This is a genomic window from Planktotalea sp. (assembly GCF_965659345.1).
Taxonomy (GTDB): Bacteria; Pseudomonadota; Alphaproteobacteria; order Rhodobacterales; family Rhodobacteraceae; genus Planktotalea.
The window spans coordinates 51,934-67,050 of sequence record NZ_CBFHVK010000015.1 but is presented as its reverse complement, the minus strand read 5'-3'; the positions used below and the strand labels follow the sequence as shown (position 1 = coordinate 67,050).

Sequence of the window (15,117 nt, the reverse complement as noted above, 5' to 3'; positions counted from 1 at the left end):
GGAGCGGAAAATCGGGCGATGAAGATTGCAAGGTGTGCTTGGGAATAACGGTGTACGCCCTCTAGAGCGCTTCTAGCGATTTGGTCGCTCGCGGTTGGCCTCAATCTCGGTCGGATGCGCTGGGTTATGGATTAGCGAAGGGCGTAAAGTTCAACCTGAACGCTGCTTTCATTGCGCGCGCCAGTGCCAACGAAGAGCGTTTTGTTGACCCATTCATAGCGCGGATCGCCCGTTTCAAGACGCGCATGGGTGCGCATGTAATAGCTGTCGGGATCCACCTGTTCACCTCGCGCAATCGCCGCGATAGTTTCTGCGGGGCCGTGGCGATACCCGAAGTTTATGATTTCAATCGTAGCGCCATCATCGGTTTCAAATGCATAGCGCGTATCAAGTTCCGCCATACCATCGGCGAAAACGGTTTGCCAATCTGCACCAAGGTTCAAGATGCGCCCGGACAGTTCTGGGCCGCTCACCGTGCCGCCAATAATTGGGATGATCCGTCTTTCACCTGCGCGCCCCTTGCCCAGCGTTTTGATCGGTGCCAAGTCCACCATCAAAGTGCAGACATGATGAAGGGACGGAGTTGGAAGGTCCATTTGAGACGCCTTATTGTTTGTTTTCTTAGGAAACAATTTGACGTATGAACGGCACTGATACAAGCAAGGAACGCCAGAATGCCAAAGCCGAATACAGCTCTTCAGCGCGAAGATCATGGAACGCTCGAAGATCTTGTTGGGTACAATCTGAAGCGGGCCTATTTGATTGTGAGTGCGGATTTCCGTTTGGCGCTTGGCGAAGAAGGTCTTGCCCCTCGGGTTTTTTCAGCGCTGGCTTTGATCGTCCAATTTCCTTTGATCACGCAAAGTGATCTTGCAAGAAAGCTGGGCATCGAACGTTCTGGTCTGGTGGCGATCGTTGATGACTTGGAAGCGCGTGGCTATGTGGTTCGCCAGCCCGTGCCAAATGATCGTCGCGTCCAAGCTCTCGCGCCGACGCGAGAGGGCGAAGAGGCTCATCAGCAGGCCAATGAAGCCGTCATGGCTCATGAGGCGCAATTGCTCTGTGATCTAACGCCGCAAGAAACCGAAACCTTGGTCGGTTTGCTCAAGAAGATCCGTAATATCAAACGCTAACCTGCGTGTGTTTTGAAAACGGGGGCAATCAGAGCGCATCAATGATCCAGACAAGCCAAAGTGGTATCGTAGGAAGGCTTGCCAGCAATGTGACACCAATAGGCCTAGCGGAACTTTGGCTCTCGCTTTTCAAGAAATGCGCGCAGACCTTCTTTGGCCCCGTCGGAGGTTTGGCTCATTGCTGCCGCCAGACTTTCTGTGAAAAGACCATCCGAGCGCGACATGTCGTTGATCCGCGAGATCGTGTTGATCATCAAGTAGTTTGAAAACGGTGCATTGTCAGCGATCTGGCGGGCCAGTTTGTTTGCCAATGGTAGTGCTTCGCCTTCGGCTACAGAATAATGGGCAAGCCCAAGTCGCAGACCGTCTTCAGCGCCATAGTTGCGCCCTGTGAGCATCATTTCCCGCATCCGGTCCGCACCAATCAAACGGCCAACGCGCACGGTTGCACCGCCGCCTACAAAAATTCCGCGGCGCCCTTCGGGGAGTTGAAAGCGTACATTCGGTTCAGCGATGCGCACATGTGTCGACGCGGCGATTTCGAGCCCGCCGCCAATAACAGCACCCGTTAGAACAGATATGACGGGCAGCCCGCCAAATTCGATCAATTCAGAGACACGATGCCAGTTGCGGGAATGAAATACCCCTTCAACCGGTTCGCGATGCTCATGCTCAGCGAGGTCGAGGCCAGAGCAAAAGTGCCCACCTTCACCGCGCAAAATCACGGCTGCTACGCCCTCAGGCGGCTTGGTGAAAAACTGATCGAGCTCATCAACAAGCGCATCGTTCATGGCATTTCGCTTTTCAGGGCGATTGAAAACGATGGTTGCAATGTCACCTTCGATTTCGATCCGAGTCACGCTGCCTGGTTTTGAAGTATTATCGTTCATATGAATCGGTTCCCGTTGTGATTAGTTTGTTATACTGTTGAACAGTTTTTCTGCATAGCGAATTTTATTTTGAATGTTATTGCGGGCTTCGAAGCGTTCGCGCAACCGGACTTGTGAGCCGATTATTTGCGCGTCTTCCAATGATGTCGCCTGTATTTATCCGACCCAATCTTCCGTTGTATTTTTGGATACCGAAGTTCCATGCATGTCTTAGTGGGCAGGTCTATGCGATTGGCGATTATTGTTCTAAACCACCGTTTGATCGCACCTTCAAAAGCGGTGCGCGGGAATTCGCGTTTTCAGCTGCAGCTACTTTCGCGGCGAGACGTATAAACTCTTCTTGTTCTTTCGCGCTGAGGCTGGGCAGGATGCTGGACTGGCATTTTTGAACAACGGGTTTGAGTTGGGCAAGGGTCGTTTCGCCCGCTGCTGTCAATAAAAGCACGCGCGCACGGCGGTCTTTTGGATTTGTCGTACGCTCAACATATCCTTTGCTGACAAGGCGATCGACGACACCGCCAATCGTTGCGCGATCAAAGGCGATAGCACCTGCAAGCGTGGCCTGATCGATTCTGGGATTTTCCTTTATCAAGACCAAAGCCGCATACTGGGGAGAGGTCAGATCGCTTCCAATCGCCTTCATGTGCTGTGCAAATATCGAAGCAGAGATCTGCTGAAGGCGTCTAATTAGATGGCCTGGCATGGAGTAGACTTCCGACATGCGGTGATCATATGCATACTTATGACTTTGGCAAGGACCGTGACCGCTTTAGTTTGATTTTTGCCTGAGGCAAGGTTTCTTGAAAAAATAGATGACCGCATCAAAAAGCTGTGCCATACATTTTATTCTAAGTGTGCTTATTGTTAACGAGCACACGCAAATTGACTGTAAATAGCTTGACGCTACAGGGTGCAACGCCACTCAAAGAGTTCTAGGGAGGAACTTAAATGACATCGAAAATAATCAAAGGGATGCTGGGCAGTGCTGCTGCGCTCGCGATCACGGCATCTGGCGCATTTGCGCAAGAAGTGACGCTGAAGCTGCATCAATTCTTGCCAGCGCAAGCAAATGTTCCAAAGCTGGTTCTCGACGTTTGGGCCGACAAAGTCGAAGCGGACTCTGATGGGCGGATCAAAATCGATCGCTTCCCATCTATGCAGCTTGGTGGCTCTCCGCCCGAATTGCTTGATCAAGCGATTGACGGTGTTGCAGACATCACATGGACGGTTGTTGGATATACGCCAGGTCGTTTCCCATCCACCGAAGTCTTCGAGCTTCCTTTCATGGTTGAAGATGCACGCGCTGCGTCTTGTGCATATTGGACAATGTTTGAAGAGCACATGAAAGACACGGAATTTGCTGGCGTAAAGATCCTTGGCACTTGGGTGCATGGACCTGGCATGTTCCATACGGCTGATCCCGTTGAAACGCCATCTGACCTTGAGGGCATGAAAATTCGTGGCGGTTCGCGCTTGGTTAACCAGCTTTTGGAGCTCGCAGGGGCGACACCCGTGGGTATGCCAGTGCCAGCTGTTTCAGAGGCGCTCTCTAAAGGTGTGATCGATGGAACGACCATTCCTTGGGAAGTTACCGCATCTTTGAAGGTTCCAGAGCTTGTGGAAAACCACACAGAGTTTGAAGGCCCGGCGCTTTATAACCTGACATTTGTTATGGCGATGAATCAGGACGTCTTTGACGGTCTGCCAGCTGATTTGCAGGCTGTGATTGATAACAACTCTGGCATGGACTTCTCTGTCTTTGCTGGTGGTACTCAGTCCGACGTTGACGCGCCTGTACGTGCTGATGTTGTCGAAATGGGCAACAATATCATCACCATTACGGACACGTCAGAGTGGCAGGCACTTGTGAACCCACTTTATGACACATGGGTTGCAGACATGGAGGGCCGTGGCCTTGATGGTCAGGCGCTTATTGATCAGGCAAAAAGCTTGATGAGCGGTGAATGCGCTGGCGCAACTGGCTCGCTGTAAGTCACAGCTTAAAGTCAAAAAGACACCGCAGCTAAACAAGTGGCTGCGGTGTCGAAGTGCCTGCTTGGGAGGGCAGCAATGTATAAGTTCATGGACAGGTTGGCACGATTGTTCGCAATCCTTGGTGGGATCGTTTTGTCGATCTTGATCGTTCAGACTTGCCTCTCAATTATCGGGCGTTCAATCAGTACAATCCTGCATTCTGACCTTATCGAAACTACCTTCCCTACAGTTTCGCAAACTTTGCTCTCTACGGGGGTTGGCCCGATCAATGGGGCGTTTGAACTTGTCGAAGCGGGGATGGCTTTTGTTATCTTTGCCTTCTTGCCGTTGTGCCAGCTAGCCGGGGCGCATGCATCGGTGGATATTTTCACTTCCAAACTCCCGAACAAAGCCAACGCGATTTTACGCACTTTGATCGAAATTGTTTTCGCCTTCGTGATCGTTGTTATCGCTTGGGAGCTGTCGCAAGGTATGCTCAGCAAACAGCGCACAGGGCAGACCACATTTATTCTCGAATTTCCGGTTTGGTGGCCCTACGCACTAAGCCTTGTTGCGGCCGTGGCCTCGGCCACTGTTGCCGTCTATGTTGCAATGATGCGCGTGCTAGAGCTTGTCTCAGGCCGCCAGATCTTGCCCGCTGAACTGGAGGCAGAGCATTGAGCGATATTACCATAGGGCTGTTGTCCTTTCCGGCCCTTCTCGTTCTGATTTTCCTTCGCGTTCCGATTGGTCTGGCAATGTTCTTGGGTGGTTTGGTTGGGCTTTTCGTTCTGACCGGGGACTCAACACTCGCGTTTGCGCGTTTGAAGTCAGAGACGTTTACGACCTTTTCTAGCTATTCACTGTCGATCATTCCGATGTTTTTGCTGATGGGGCATTTTGCGACCCTTGGCGGCATGAGCCAAGCGCTTTTCAAAGCCGCAGAGAGCTTTTTGGGTCACCGAAAAGGTGGTGTTGCCATGGCTGCTGTGGGGGCGTGTGCGGGTTTTGGTGCGATTTGTGGATCGTCTTTGGCAACGGCCGCAACGATGAGCCGGGTGGCACTGCCAGAGCTGCGTAGATACGGTTACTCTGGCGGCTTTTCGACAGCAACGCTTGCTGCAGGCGGAACCCTTGGCATTCTCATCCCTCCGTCAATCGTGCTGGTGATCTACGCAATCCTGACAGAGCAAAATATCGCTAAACTCTTCCTCGCGGCGTTCATTCCCGGCATTCTTGCTGCGATTGGCTACATGATCACCATTTCAATCTATGTGCGCATCAACCCCGCGTCAGCTGGCACGCGCCCGCGCGTTCCATATTCCGAACGGATCAAAGCACTACTCGCGGTCTGGCCTGTATTGCTCGTCTTTGCGGCAGTTGTTGGCGGTATCTATCAAGGTTGGTTCACCCCAACCGAAGGAGCGGCTGTCGGTGCGTTTGGCACTGGTTTGATTGCGTTTCTTGGTGGTGGGCTTACGCGTGCGACGCTGTCTGAGAGCTTTTTTGTCACCGCGCGTTCAACTGCAATGATTTTCTTCATTGTACTCGGTGCTGCATTCTACAACGGCTTTCTTGCGCTTACACAACTCCCGCAAGAGGCAGCGGCGTGGGTCGGTGGCAGCGGACTAAGCCCATGGACCGTGCTGATCATCATTTTGGTGTTTTATCTGTTGCTTGGTTGTTTGATGGACAGCCTGTCGATGATCCTGCTCACGATACCGATTTTCTGGCCCATTGTCCAAGAGCTTGATTTCAACCTTGTAAGCATGGTCGATCTTCAGTCAGCGCGGCTTGCTGAAATGATTGAAGACGGCAAGGAAATTCCAGCGGCCTTACTCGCAGAAGCGCAGACAATTCTCGCCAATGGGCAAGAGCTTACCCGAGAAATGACGCGCGAAATGAAGTTGCGTGGCGTGACCGAAGGTGCGTTGAACCGCGTCAATATTGAACGGATTGCAATTTGGTTTGGCATTCTTGTTTTGATCGTCGTCGAAGTAGGTTTGATTACGCCGCCGGTGGGCATGAATCTCTTTGTGATCAACGCGATGGATCGAAAAACGCCGATGGTTGAGACTTATAAGGCCGTTTTATATTTCGTCGGGTCCGATCTGGTGCGTGTTGCGCTTCTTGTCGCCTTCCCGCTCATCACTCTGATTTTGTTGCCAATTTAAGATCAAGGCCTGAAAAGGAGCCGCTTGCAAATGGATATTGACGGACAGGTTGCTCTTGTCTCGGGCGGGGCGAGCGGACTTGGTGAAGCCACAGCGCGTCATCTTGCCGAACTTGGAGCAGACGTTGCAATTCTGGACCGTGACGGCGCGCGCGCAGCGAAGGTTGCCGCAGAAATTGGCGGGTATTCGCAACACTGTGACATCACAGAAGAAAATGCCGTTGCGGCTGGGGTCACGTCGGCAATGGCGCGGTTTGGGCAAGCACCGCGTATTGTCGTGAATTGTGCGGGCGTTGGCATTGCCGCACGCATCGTTGGACGAGAGGGGAAGGTGTCTACGCCGCTCTTTCGCCATGTGCTCGAAGTGAACCTTTTCGGGACGTACAACGTGATGACTTATGCGGCCCAAGCGATGATGGATTTGCCACCATTGGACACTGGCGAACGTGGGGTGATCATAAATACGGCCTCTGCAGCATATGAAGACGGGCAAGTTGGCCAAGCGGCTTACGCGGCGTCCAAAGGCGCAATTGCTTCTATGACCTTACCGGCTGCACGTGAATTCGCGAAACTGGGCGTGCGGGTCATGACGATAGCACCGGGATTATTCGAAACGCCGATGATGGAAGAATTGCCGAGCGAAACCGTGGCGGGAATTGTTGAAAACATCCCGTTTCCCCATCGTTTGGGGCAGCCGGAAGAATACGCCCATTTGGCTGCTGACATTGCGCGCAACGCTTATCTAAATGGGACAGTGATCCGCCTAGATGGTGCTGTTCGCCTGCCGCCAAGGTGACGAAATGGCATTGAAAACAAGAGACACAAACGCGAAGGCACCGCGACACGAACAACCGCTCAGATAATAGCGACGCGGTGCAGTTAAACTAGATTTGGAGGTGTAGTGTATGGACAGTAAATATCGCGCACATGATGTGACACGCACAGACCGCGCTGACGGGTCGATCCTTTTGCGCTCTAATGGGACGCTTGAGCCTGTTGCAAACAGAACAACTGACTGGCTGGAGCATTGGGCAGATGAAACGCCTGACGCCGTGTTCCTTGCGGAACGCTCTGGCAATGGATGGCGAGAACTGACTTTCGCAATGGCGCACGAACAAGCGCGTGCGCTCGCGGGTGGTTTGCTTGATTTAGGACTAGGGCCGCAGGCCGCAATCCTGATTGTGTCTGGCAATAGCGTGAATCACGGCCTTCTTTCGCTTGCTGCGCAATATATCGGCGCGCCCATCGTCCCGCTCGCGGAGCAATACGCGCTGATCCCACAAGCGCGCGTTCAGATTGATTTTGTCGCCGGTCTCGTTAAACCCGCCGCAGTTTTTGCGGATGACGGTGATGCTCTGGCAGAGGTGCTAAGCCGAGATGTGTTTCAGAACGTACATAAGCTTGTGGGTCATGGTGGCGGTTCCGGCGTGCATACTTTGGACGCGCTTTCAAAGGTCGCAGGCGACATCACTGATGCGCACGCACAGGTTGGCCCTGATACTATAGCAAAAATCTTGATGACCAGCGGATCCACCTCCTCTCCGAAAGGGGTGCCGACGACGCATAAGATGATGTGTGTAAATCAAGCCCAGATCGCATACGGTCTGCCTTTCTTGAAGACACGCCCGCCTGTGATTGTTGACTGGTTACCATGGAACCACGTGTTTGGCGGGTCGCATAACTTCAATATGATGCTTGCGAATGGTGGCGCACTTTATATCGACGGCGGGAAACCTGCGCCGCATTTGGTCGGAAAAACACTAGAGAACCTCAAGCTGAAAACGGGAACGATGGCGTTCAATGTACCACTTGGGTTTGCAATGGTCCGCGACGCATTGAAAGCGGACGCTGGTTTGCGACACAGCTTTTTCGCAGAGCTAGATATGTTATTTTACGCCGGTGCAAGCCTTGCTCAAGATGTCTGGAGCGATTTGGAAGACATGGCGCAAGAGGTGCGTGGAAACATCCCTCTCTTCACGTCGTCTTGGGGTCTTACTGAAACTGCCCCAGCGGCGTTGTTGCAACATCAGCCGACAGATCGCTCTGGCGTCGTTGGCGTGCCGCTGCCCGAAATTGATATCAAGCTGATCCCGGATGAAGATATGCGTTGCGAAGTGCGCATGAAGGGGCCAAGCGTGTTCACCGGCTATTTGAATGCACCAGAGCAAACCGCGGATGCATTTGACGAGGAAGGGTTCTATAAAACCGGCGATGCGATGGTGTTTGTCGATCCCTCAGACAGCAACTTGGGTTTGCGGTTTGATGGCCGCATCTCAGAGGAATTCAAGCTGGCGTCAGGAACTTGGGTGCGCGCTGCGAACTTGCGTCTCGACATTCTTTCCGAACTTGGGGCATCCGTTTCGGATGTCATTATCACGGGTGCGGACCGCGACGAGATCGGTCTCTTTATTATCCCGTCTGTTACAATGCGCGAAGCGAGCGATAGCGTTGATCATGACGGCGGTTTGCGCTGTGCGTCCCTTGAACGCGATGTATGTGAAAAGCTGCGCGCAATCGGTGGATCAAGTTCAACCCGCATTGCGCGTGCAATTTTTCTGACGGAACCGCTGTCCATCTCGGATGGTGAAATCACGGCCAAAGGCAGCATCAATTTCAAGAAGCTGCTGGTGCGCCGCGCAACTTTGTTGGAGCGGCTCTATGACGATGCTGATCCCGCAACCCTTGTTATCAAGGCCACTGCGTCATGAATGAGTGGTGCAATATTGTGCAGGGTTTTGAAGAATTTTGCGCGCTTGGCGTTTCCACGTAATATGCTCGAAGGAAGATAGAAAAAGACATCATGGATGCGCGGGGAGGCGCGGGTGCTATGAATGGGAATGCATCGGATTGGTTTGTGGAACGCCATGTGCGTGAGGGTCGTTCGGACAAGCCAGCGTTTGTGGAAGCTTGGCAGAACGGGCGCACACTGACCTATGGTGCGCTGTCTCAAGGCTCTGCGCGTTGTGCTTCAGCCCTTTTGCGTGCAGGTTTGCGTCGCGAAGAACGCGCTGCGATGTTCGTGCTGGATCAGATTGAGTTTCCGGAAATTTTCTGGGGTGCATTGAAAGCAGGTATTCAGCCGATTGCGTTGAATACGCTCCTGGTGAGTGATGTATACCAAACTATCTTAGAGGACAGTCGAGCAGGCATTGCCTTCATCTCGCATGAATTGCTCGAAGTTGTTTTGCCTGCCGCTTTGGCGTCTGAGCATCTGCGCCAGATTGTTGTCATTGGCGGTGACGCAGCCCCCGCGGGTACGATATCTTACGTTGATTTCATGACAGATGCAGAGCCCGCACCGACGGTGAATTGCGTTGGCGATGAGGTGGCTTTCTGGCTCTATTCTTCTGGTTCAACGGGTGCGCCCAAGGGCGTGCGTCACGTCCACAATGCATTGCGCGTGACCTGTGACACGTATGGTCTTCAGGTGTTGGGCATTAAAGAAAGTGATACGGTTTTTTCTGCCGCAAAACTCTTTTTCGCCTATGGAATGGGCAATGGTATGTCGTTTCCGATGTCGGTTGGGGCGACGGCGTATCTCTTTAATGGTCGCCCAACGCCCGACTCTGTGTCCGAAATATTGGCGACTTATAAGCCCACAATCTATTGCGGTGTCCCGACGCTATACGCTGCGATGATCCAGAAATGGGAGGTTGAAGGCGCTCACCCAGAGGCCCCCTTGCGTAGATGTATTTCAGCAGGTGAAGCACTCCCGGGAGAGATTGGGCGTAAATGGAAGGGTATTTGGGGTGTCGATATCATGGACGGTGTCGGCTCGACAGAGATGTTGCATATATTCCTGTCCAACAAACCGGGTGATGTTGCCTACGGCACCTCTGGCACAGCGGTGCCGGGGTACGATATGCGGCTGGTAGATGACGCTGGTGCGGATGTGCCTGCGGGCGGTATTGGAGAATTGCTGGTGCGGGGGCATTCCTCTGCTGCGGATTATTGGAACCAACGTGATAAATCACGTGCAACATTCGAAGGTGAATGGACGCGCACAGGGGACAAGTACGAGCTGACCGACAGTGGGCGTTACATCTACTGTGGACGCACTGATGATATGTTCAAAGTCTCGGGTATCTGGGTAAGCCCTTTTGAGGTCGAACAAGCTTTGGTTGAACATCCTGCCATTCTTGAAGCCGCTGTTATTTCACAACGTGACGCAGAGAACCTTGAAAAACCAAAGGCCTTTGTCGTTCTGAAAGATGGCAAGACCGAGCATGACCTCGGTGAAGTGAAAGAGTTCATCAAAGATAAAATCGGTAAGTGGAAATATCCGCGCTGGGTCGAAGTGATTGATGATCTGCCCAAAACTGCGACAGGCAAGATTCAACGCTTTAAGCTGCGTGAACCGGCATGAGCGCGACTTGGGTCGCATCAGGAACGCTCAACGCGGGCGGTAAATCGCTTGAGTATGCCTGCTTTGGCCATCCGCCCAGAGAGGCGGCGACCCTTGTTCTGTTGCATGAGGGCTTGGGATGCGTCGCGCTATGGCGCGATTTCCCGCAGGCCTTGGCACAAGCGACTGGGCTTGGTGTGTTCGTTTACTCGCGTGCGGGTTATGGGCAGTCTGATCCTGCTGAATTGCCCAGACCGCTCAACTATATGACCCTAGAAGCCACGGATGTCTTGGGCGCAGTCCTTGACAGCGTTGGCATTCAACAGGCTGTTCTTGTCGGGCATAGCGATGGCGCGACCATTTCGGCGATCTATGCAGGTTCAGTCCCTGATTATCGCGTGCGCGGGATCGTTCTGATGGCACCACATTTCTTCACGGAGGACATCGGTCTCGCTGAGATTGCAAAGGCGAAAATAGCTTATGAGCAAGGCGACTTGCGCGCTGGTTTGGCGAAATATCACAACGATCCTGATAATGCCTTTTACGGTTGGAATAATGCTTGGCTGTCTCCGGAGTTTAAGGAGTGGAACGTAGCCGATGTAATTGATCATCTGCGCATTCCAACGTTGGCGATACAAGGCAAAGACGATCAATACGGCACGCTCGCACAAATAGAAGAACTCGAAACGCGGGCCTATTCCCCCGTGGAAGCCGTAGTTTTGGACGCATGCCGCCATATACCTTTTCTGGATCAGCCAGAGGCCGTAGAAACAGCGGTAGCTGATTTTTGTACCCGCCTGTTTGCATTGGAAAACGCTGGGTCAGCGCCTTGAGCACAAACAATTGGCCGACACACGCCTATGTGCCGGGTAAGACCATGCGCCATCCAGAAGGGGCGTTTGATGGCGTTCGTGACACCGTCAAACCGGATCTAACAATTGAGCAGCTCGCAGAGTGCGAGGCATTTGTGAGTGGCTTAAACTACATTCAAAGCGGTTTCTTTTGGGAGGCACATGAGGTGCTAGAACCTGTTTGGATGATACTGCCGGACCCAAGTCGTGAGCGGGCGTTTGTGCAGGGTGTGATCCAGATTGCAAATGGGCTTTTGAAGCTCGAAATGGGTCGCCCCAAAGCCGCCGCACGTTTGCTTGTGATCTCGACAGATCTTCTGGCTCAAGCGGATCATCCACCGTCTTTTAGGAATCATACAGCCCAAGTGGTTCGCTTTTTGGAAGCGCTGCGTGCTCAAGTGGATATGCATTAAAATGCATTGTATTGAAATAATAGTGCACTTTTTGACTATTATTGCTGTTTACCAATAGCTTAACATAAGCTTTAATGTGCATCTATCAATTTACTTGAAGGCTAACTGCTTCTAAGCTGAGGCAACGCTACTTTAAGGACTGTCCTATGCCCAAGGTTATTGATTTCCAAACTGACCCTTCAAAATACCGTCACTGGAAGGTTCAGTATGAAGGGCCGGTCGCGAACCTGATCATGGACGTTGATGAGAATGGCGGCCTGTTCGAGGGTTACGAGCTAAAGCTAAACTCCTATGACCTTGGCGTTGATATCGAGTTAAGCGATATCGTGCAGCGCATGCGGTTTGAGCATCCCGAAGTCAAAGTTGTGGTGATGAAATCGGGGAAAGACAAAGTGTTCTGCGCAGGCGCGAACATTCGCATGCTTGGGGGCGCAGAACATTCGCACAAGGTAAATTTCTGTAAGTTCACAAATGAAACCCGCAATGCGTTTGAGGCAGCAGCAAAGGATTCTGGCCAGAATTATATCGCGGCAGTTCGCGGTGCATGTGCGGGCGGTGGATATGAGCTGGCGCTCGCGTGCAATCACATCATGCTTACCGATGACTCTACGTCTGCGGTGGGCTTGCCTGAAGTGCCGCTTCTGGCTGTTTTGCCGGGAACTGGTGGTCTGACGCGCGTGACAGACAAACGCAAAGTGCGTCGTGATCGCGCGGATATCTTTTGTTCCATCGAAGAAGGCATAAAAGGCAAGCGAGCCAAAGAGTGGCGTTTGGTGGATGAGGTTATAGCGAACTCTAAATTTGACGACGCAGTTGTGGAGCGCGCAAAGGAATTTGCGGCATCATCTGACAAAGCTGACGTGGAAAAGGGCATCACGCTTGGTCCATTAAACCGCATGATCGCTGAAAGCAGCGTTACTTACGATCTGATCGAGGTAGAGATGGATCGCAGCGCGCGTACCGCGATGATCACTTTGAGCGGCCCGAAAGAGGGTGCGCCAAGCGATATGGCAGCGTTCGAGGCGCAAGGCGATCAAGCTTATATGCTCAAACTTGTGCGGGAGCTGGAAGACGCTATCCTTCATTTGCGCACGAACGAGAACGAGCTGGGCCTTTGGGTGTTCAAAACTCAAGGTGATCCTGAGGCGTATGCAGCCCATGAAGCACTTTTGATGGGCAATTCTGATCATTGGCTTGCCAACGAAACGCTACAGTATTGGAAGCGCACGTTGAAGCGGGTGGATGTGACATCCCGCTCGCTTGCCGCATTTGTAGAACACGGGTCATGTTTTTCGGGCATCTTGGCGGAGCTTCTGTTTGCCGTTGACCGTACGTACATGATGGAAGACGAATTCGAAGGGGATAATCGCCCGATGGCGACGATAACCTTGAGCGATGCCAATTTTGGCCGCTTTCCGATGGGCAACGACATTTCGCGTTTGCAAACACGCTTTCTCGCGGAGCCAGAGCATGTTGAGAGCCTCAAGTCCTCTATTGGCGAAGCGGTTGAAGCGGAAGAAGCAGATGAGCTTGGCCTCGTTACGATGATCCTTGACGATATCGATTGGGAAGACGAAGTGCGCATCTTCATGGAAGAGCGCGCGAGCTTCTCACCCGATGCTATGACCGGCATGGAAGCGAACCTACGTTTCGCTGGGCCTGAAACGATGGAAACACGCATTTTTGGGCGTTTGACCGCTTGGCAAAACTGGATTTTTAACCGCTCCAATGCTGTCGGCGAAGAGGGCGCGCTACAACGCTACGGAACTGGTGTGCGTGGCAAATACAATATGGAACGCGTGTAAAGCGCCCCCTGATTTTTCTTAGGAGAACACAATGTCTGCACCCCTTGATGTAAGTTATGACACGAAGATCCCCAATAACGTGGGCCTGAGCAGTGACCGTAAGGTTCTGAAAGCGCTGGAGAAATGGCACCCAGGTTATATCGATTGGTGGAACAAGCTGATCCCGCAGAACTTTCAAGAGAGCATGGTGTATCTGCGCACAGCGGTCTCTGTCGATCCAAAAGGATGGGCGAAATTCGATTATGTGAAAATGCCTGACTATCGCTGGGGCGTTTTGCTTGCGCCACAGGTCGAAGACCGCGTGATCCCCATGGGCGAGCACAAAGGCGAACAAGCATGGCAGGAAGTGCCCGGCGAATATCGTAACATGCTCAAGCGCTTGATCGTTATTCAGGGTGACACAGAGCCGGGCTCGGTAGAGCAGCAGCGCTTTTTGGGCCTTACTGCACCGTCCCTTTATGACATGCGTAACCTTTTTCAGGTGAACGTGGAAGAGGGGCGCCACCTTTGGGCAATGGTCTATCTGCTTCAGAAGTATTTTGGCAAAGACGGTCGTGAGGAAGCGGATGATTTGCTGGTGCGCTCATCGGGTTCTGAAGAAGCGCCGCGTATGCTTGGTGCCTTCAATGAGGAAACGCCAGATTGGCTATCCTTCTTCATGTTCACATATTTCACGGACCGCGATGGCAAAATGCAGTTGGAAAGCTTGGCGCAATCTGGCTTTGACCCACTCAGCCGCACGTGCCGCTTCATGCTGACCGAAGAAGCGCACCACATGTTTGTGGGCGAAACCGGCGTGGGTCGCACGATCCAAGCAACGGTAGAGGCGATGAACAAGGCAGGGATCACGGATCCCTACGACATCGGTAAAATTCGTGACCTTGGTGTCATTGATTTGCCAACGATCCAGAAAAAACTGAACCTGCATTATTCCCTATCGCTTGATCTGTTCGGTCAAGAGGTGTCCACGAATGCTGCGAATGCTTTCAACCATGGCATCAAAGGACGTTACATGGAGATGCGCATCGACGATGACCACCAGTTGCAAAACGACACCTATGTCGTGCGTTCTGTGGTTGACGGCCAGATCGTTGCGCAAGAGGTGCCGGCGCTGACTGCGATTAATATGCGTCTGCGCGATGATTATATCCGCGATGCATCTGGTGGCATTGGCCGTTGGAACAAGCTCATTGCGAAGGCTGGCGTCGAGTTCTCGTTGGCTTTGCCTCACGAAGCGTTTCACCGTCAGATCGGTGTCTTCGCACCGATCCAAACAGACCCGGATGGCAACATCATTTCCAATGAAGAGTGGGAAAAGCGCTGTGTTGATTGGCTGCCAACGCAGGCAGACGGCGACTACATCACCTCGCTCATGGTACCTTGCTACGAGGCAGGCAAATACGCGTCGTGGATTGCGCCGCCCAAGGTTGGCATTGACAACAAGCCGGGCGACTTCGAGTACGTCAAACTACACATGGCCTGATGCCAGATGGAGACGCGGCCACAAGCTGCGTCTCCGTTTTAAAGTTGAGG

Annotated in this window: 14 protein-coding genes; 11 read left to right on the top strand and 3 right to left on the bottom strand. The window is 52.6% G+C overall.

The genetic code is table 11. The features are described 5' to 3' along the window. Nucleotides 1–131 precede the first annotated feature (131 nt). Nucleotides 132–596, bottom strand: coding sequence for a DUF3237 domain-containing protein (locus tag ACTG3Z_RS13175; RefSeq protein WP_439143523.1), 465 nt, complete (start codon nt 594–596; stop codon nt 132–134). A gap of 78 nt (nt 597–674) precedes the next feature. Here ACTG3Z_RS13175 and ACTG3Z_RS13170 point away from each other — a divergent pair, with 78 nt between their 5' ends. Continuing rightward, complete coding sequence (locus tag ACTG3Z_RS13170) at nt 675–1,133, top strand: MarR family winged helix-turn-helix transcriptional regulator (RefSeq protein ID WP_375265663.1); 459 nt, start codon at nt 675–677, stop codon at nt 1,131–1,133. A 104-nt stretch (nt 1,134–1,237) separates the two neighbouring features. Here ACTG3Z_RS13170 and ACTG3Z_RS13165 read toward each other — a convergent pair whose 3' ends face one another. Together ACTG3Z_RS13165 and ACTG3Z_RS13160 are read right to left on the bottom strand one after the other, a co-directional pair. Next, on the bottom strand, nt 1,238–2,023 hold the full coding sequence (locus tag ACTG3Z_RS13165; protein ID WP_439143522.1) for a crotonase/enoyl-CoA hydratase family protein: 786 nt from the start codon (nt 2,021–2,023) through the stop codon (nt 1,238–1,240). 238 nt (nt 2,024–2,261) lie between these two features. Further along, nucleotides 2,262–2,666, bottom strand: a complete 405-nt coding sequence (locus tag ACTG3Z_RS13160) for a MarR family winged helix-turn-helix transcriptional regulator (protein ID WP_439143521.1) — start codon at nt 2,664–2,666, stop codon at nt 2,262–2,264. A gap of 305 nt (nt 2,667–2,971) precedes the next feature. On the opposite strand from ACTG3Z_RS13160, the gene ACTG3Z_RS13155 reads away from it, so the two are divergent. From ACTG3Z_RS13155 to boxB, 10 genes are all read left to right on the top strand, one after another. After that, entirely contained in the window at nt 2,972–4,015 is a 1,044-nt protein-coding gene (locus ACTG3Z_RS13155; protein WP_439143520.1) for a TRAP transporter substrate-binding protein, read from the top strand. A 78-nt stretch (nt 4,016–4,093) separates the two neighbouring features. Then, complete coding sequence (locus tag ACTG3Z_RS13150; RefSeq protein WP_439143519.1) at nt 4,094–4,678, top strand: TRAP transporter small permease; 585 nt, start codon at nt 4,094–4,096, stop codon at nt 4,676–4,678. Continuing rightward, nucleotides 4,675–6,171 carry a TRAP transporter large permease gene (locus ACTG3Z_RS13145; protein WP_439143518.1) on the top strand — a complete coding sequence of 499 codons (1,497 nt, stop codon included), beginning with the start codon at nt 4,675–4,677 and terminating at the stop codon, nt 6,169–6,171. The genes ACTG3Z_RS13150 and ACTG3Z_RS13145 overlap by 4 nt, the downstream gene beginning before the upstream one ends. Before the next feature lie 30 nt (nt 6,172–6,201). Continuing rightward, nucleotides 6,202–6,966 carry an SDR family NAD(P)-dependent oxidoreductase gene (locus ACTG3Z_RS13140; protein ID WP_439143517.1) on the top strand — a complete coding sequence of 255 codons (765 nt, stop codon included), beginning with the start codon at nt 6,202–6,204 and terminating at the stop codon, nt 6,964–6,966. Between the two features lie 109 nt (nt 6,967–7,075). Continuing rightward, nucleotides 7,076–8,878 (top strand): AMP-binding protein, encoded by a 1,803-nt coding sequence (locus ACTG3Z_RS13135; RefSeq protein ID WP_439143516.1) that lies wholly within the window; start codon nt 7,076–7,078, stop codon nt 8,876–8,878. 92 nt (nt 8,879–8,970) lie between these two features. Further along, nucleotides 8,971–10,536 (top strand): benzoate-CoA ligase family protein, encoded by a 1,566-nt coding sequence (locus tag ACTG3Z_RS13130; RefSeq protein WP_439143515.1) that lies wholly within the window; start codon nt 8,971–8,973, stop codon nt 10,534–10,536. Next, the gene (locus ACTG3Z_RS13125; RefSeq protein ID WP_439143514.1) at nt 10,533–11,348 is read left to right on the top strand and encodes an alpha/beta fold hydrolase; all 816 of its coding nucleotides are present in this window, start codon (nt 10,533–10,535) and stop codon (nt 11,346–11,348) included. The genes ACTG3Z_RS13130 and ACTG3Z_RS13125 overlap by 4 nt, the downstream gene beginning before the upstream one ends. Beyond that, entirely contained in the window at nt 11,345–11,779 is a 435-nt protein-coding gene (locus tag ACTG3Z_RS13120) for a DUF309 domain-containing protein (RefSeq protein WP_439143513.1), read from the top strand. Before ACTG3Z_RS13125 ends, ACTG3Z_RS13120 begins: the two co-directional genes overlap by 4 nt. 146 nt (nt 11,780–11,925) lie before the next feature. Next, nucleotides 11,926–13,584: a 2,3-epoxybenzoyl-CoA dihydrolase gene (gene boxC, locus ACTG3Z_RS13115; RefSeq protein ID WP_439143512.1), complete on the top strand. Its 1,659-nt coding sequence runs from the start codon at nt 11,926–11,928 to the stop codon at nt 13,582–13,584. Between the two features lie 31 nt (nt 13,585–13,615). After that, nucleotides 13,616–15,067 (top strand): benzoyl-CoA 2,3-epoxidase subunit BoxB, encoded by a 1,452-nt coding sequence (boxB, locus tag ACTG3Z_RS13110; RefSeq protein ID WP_439143511.1) that lies wholly within the window; start codon nt 13,616–13,618, stop codon nt 15,065–15,067. The last annotated feature ends 50 nt before the right edge of the window (nt 15,068–15,117 follow it).

Coding starts and splice junctions, on each gene's coding strand:
- ACTG3Z_RS13175 (WP_439143523.1), bottom strand. CDS start 596: ATGGACCTTCCAACTCCGTCCCTTCATCATGTCTGCACTTTGATGGTG.
- ACTG3Z_RS13170 (WP_375265663.1), top strand. CDS start 675: ATGCCAAAGCCGAATACAGCTCTTCAGCGCGAAGATCATGGAACGCTC.
- ACTG3Z_RS13165 (WP_439143522.1), bottom strand. CDS start 2,023: ATGAACGATAATACTTCAAAACCAGGCAGCGTGACTCGGATCGAAATC.
- ACTG3Z_RS13160 (WP_439143521.1), bottom strand. CDS start 2,666: ATGAAGGCGATTGGAAGCGATCTGACCTCTCCCCAGTATGCGGCTTTG.
- ACTG3Z_RS13155 (WP_439143520.1), top strand. CDS start 2,972: ATGACATCGAAAATAATCAAAGGGATGCTGGGCAGTGCTGCTGCGCTC.
- ACTG3Z_RS13150 (WP_439143519.1), top strand. CDS start 4,094: ATGTATAAGTTCATGGACAGGTTGGCACGATTGTTCGCAATCCTTGGT.
- ACTG3Z_RS13140 (WP_439143517.1), top strand. CDS start 6,202: ATGGATATTGACGGACAGGTTGCTCTTGTCTCGGGCGGGGCGAGCGGA.
- ACTG3Z_RS13135 (WP_439143516.1), top strand. CDS start 7,076: ATGGACAGTAAATATCGCGCACATGATGTGACACGCACAGACCGCGCT.
- ACTG3Z_RS13130 (WP_439143515.1), top strand. CDS start 8,971: ATGGATGCGCGGGGAGGCGCGGGTGCTATGAATGGGAATGCATCGGAT.
- ACTG3Z_RS13125 (WP_439143514.1), top strand. CDS start 10,533: ATGAGCGCGACTTGGGTCGCATCAGGAACGCTCAACGCGGGCGGTAAA.
- boxC (WP_439143512.1), top strand. CDS start 11,926: ATGCCCAAGGTTATTGATTTCCAAACTGACCCTTCAAAATACCGTCAC.
- boxB (WP_439143511.1), top strand. CDS start 13,616: ATGTCTGCACCCCTTGATGTAAGTTATGACACGAAGATCCCCAATAAC.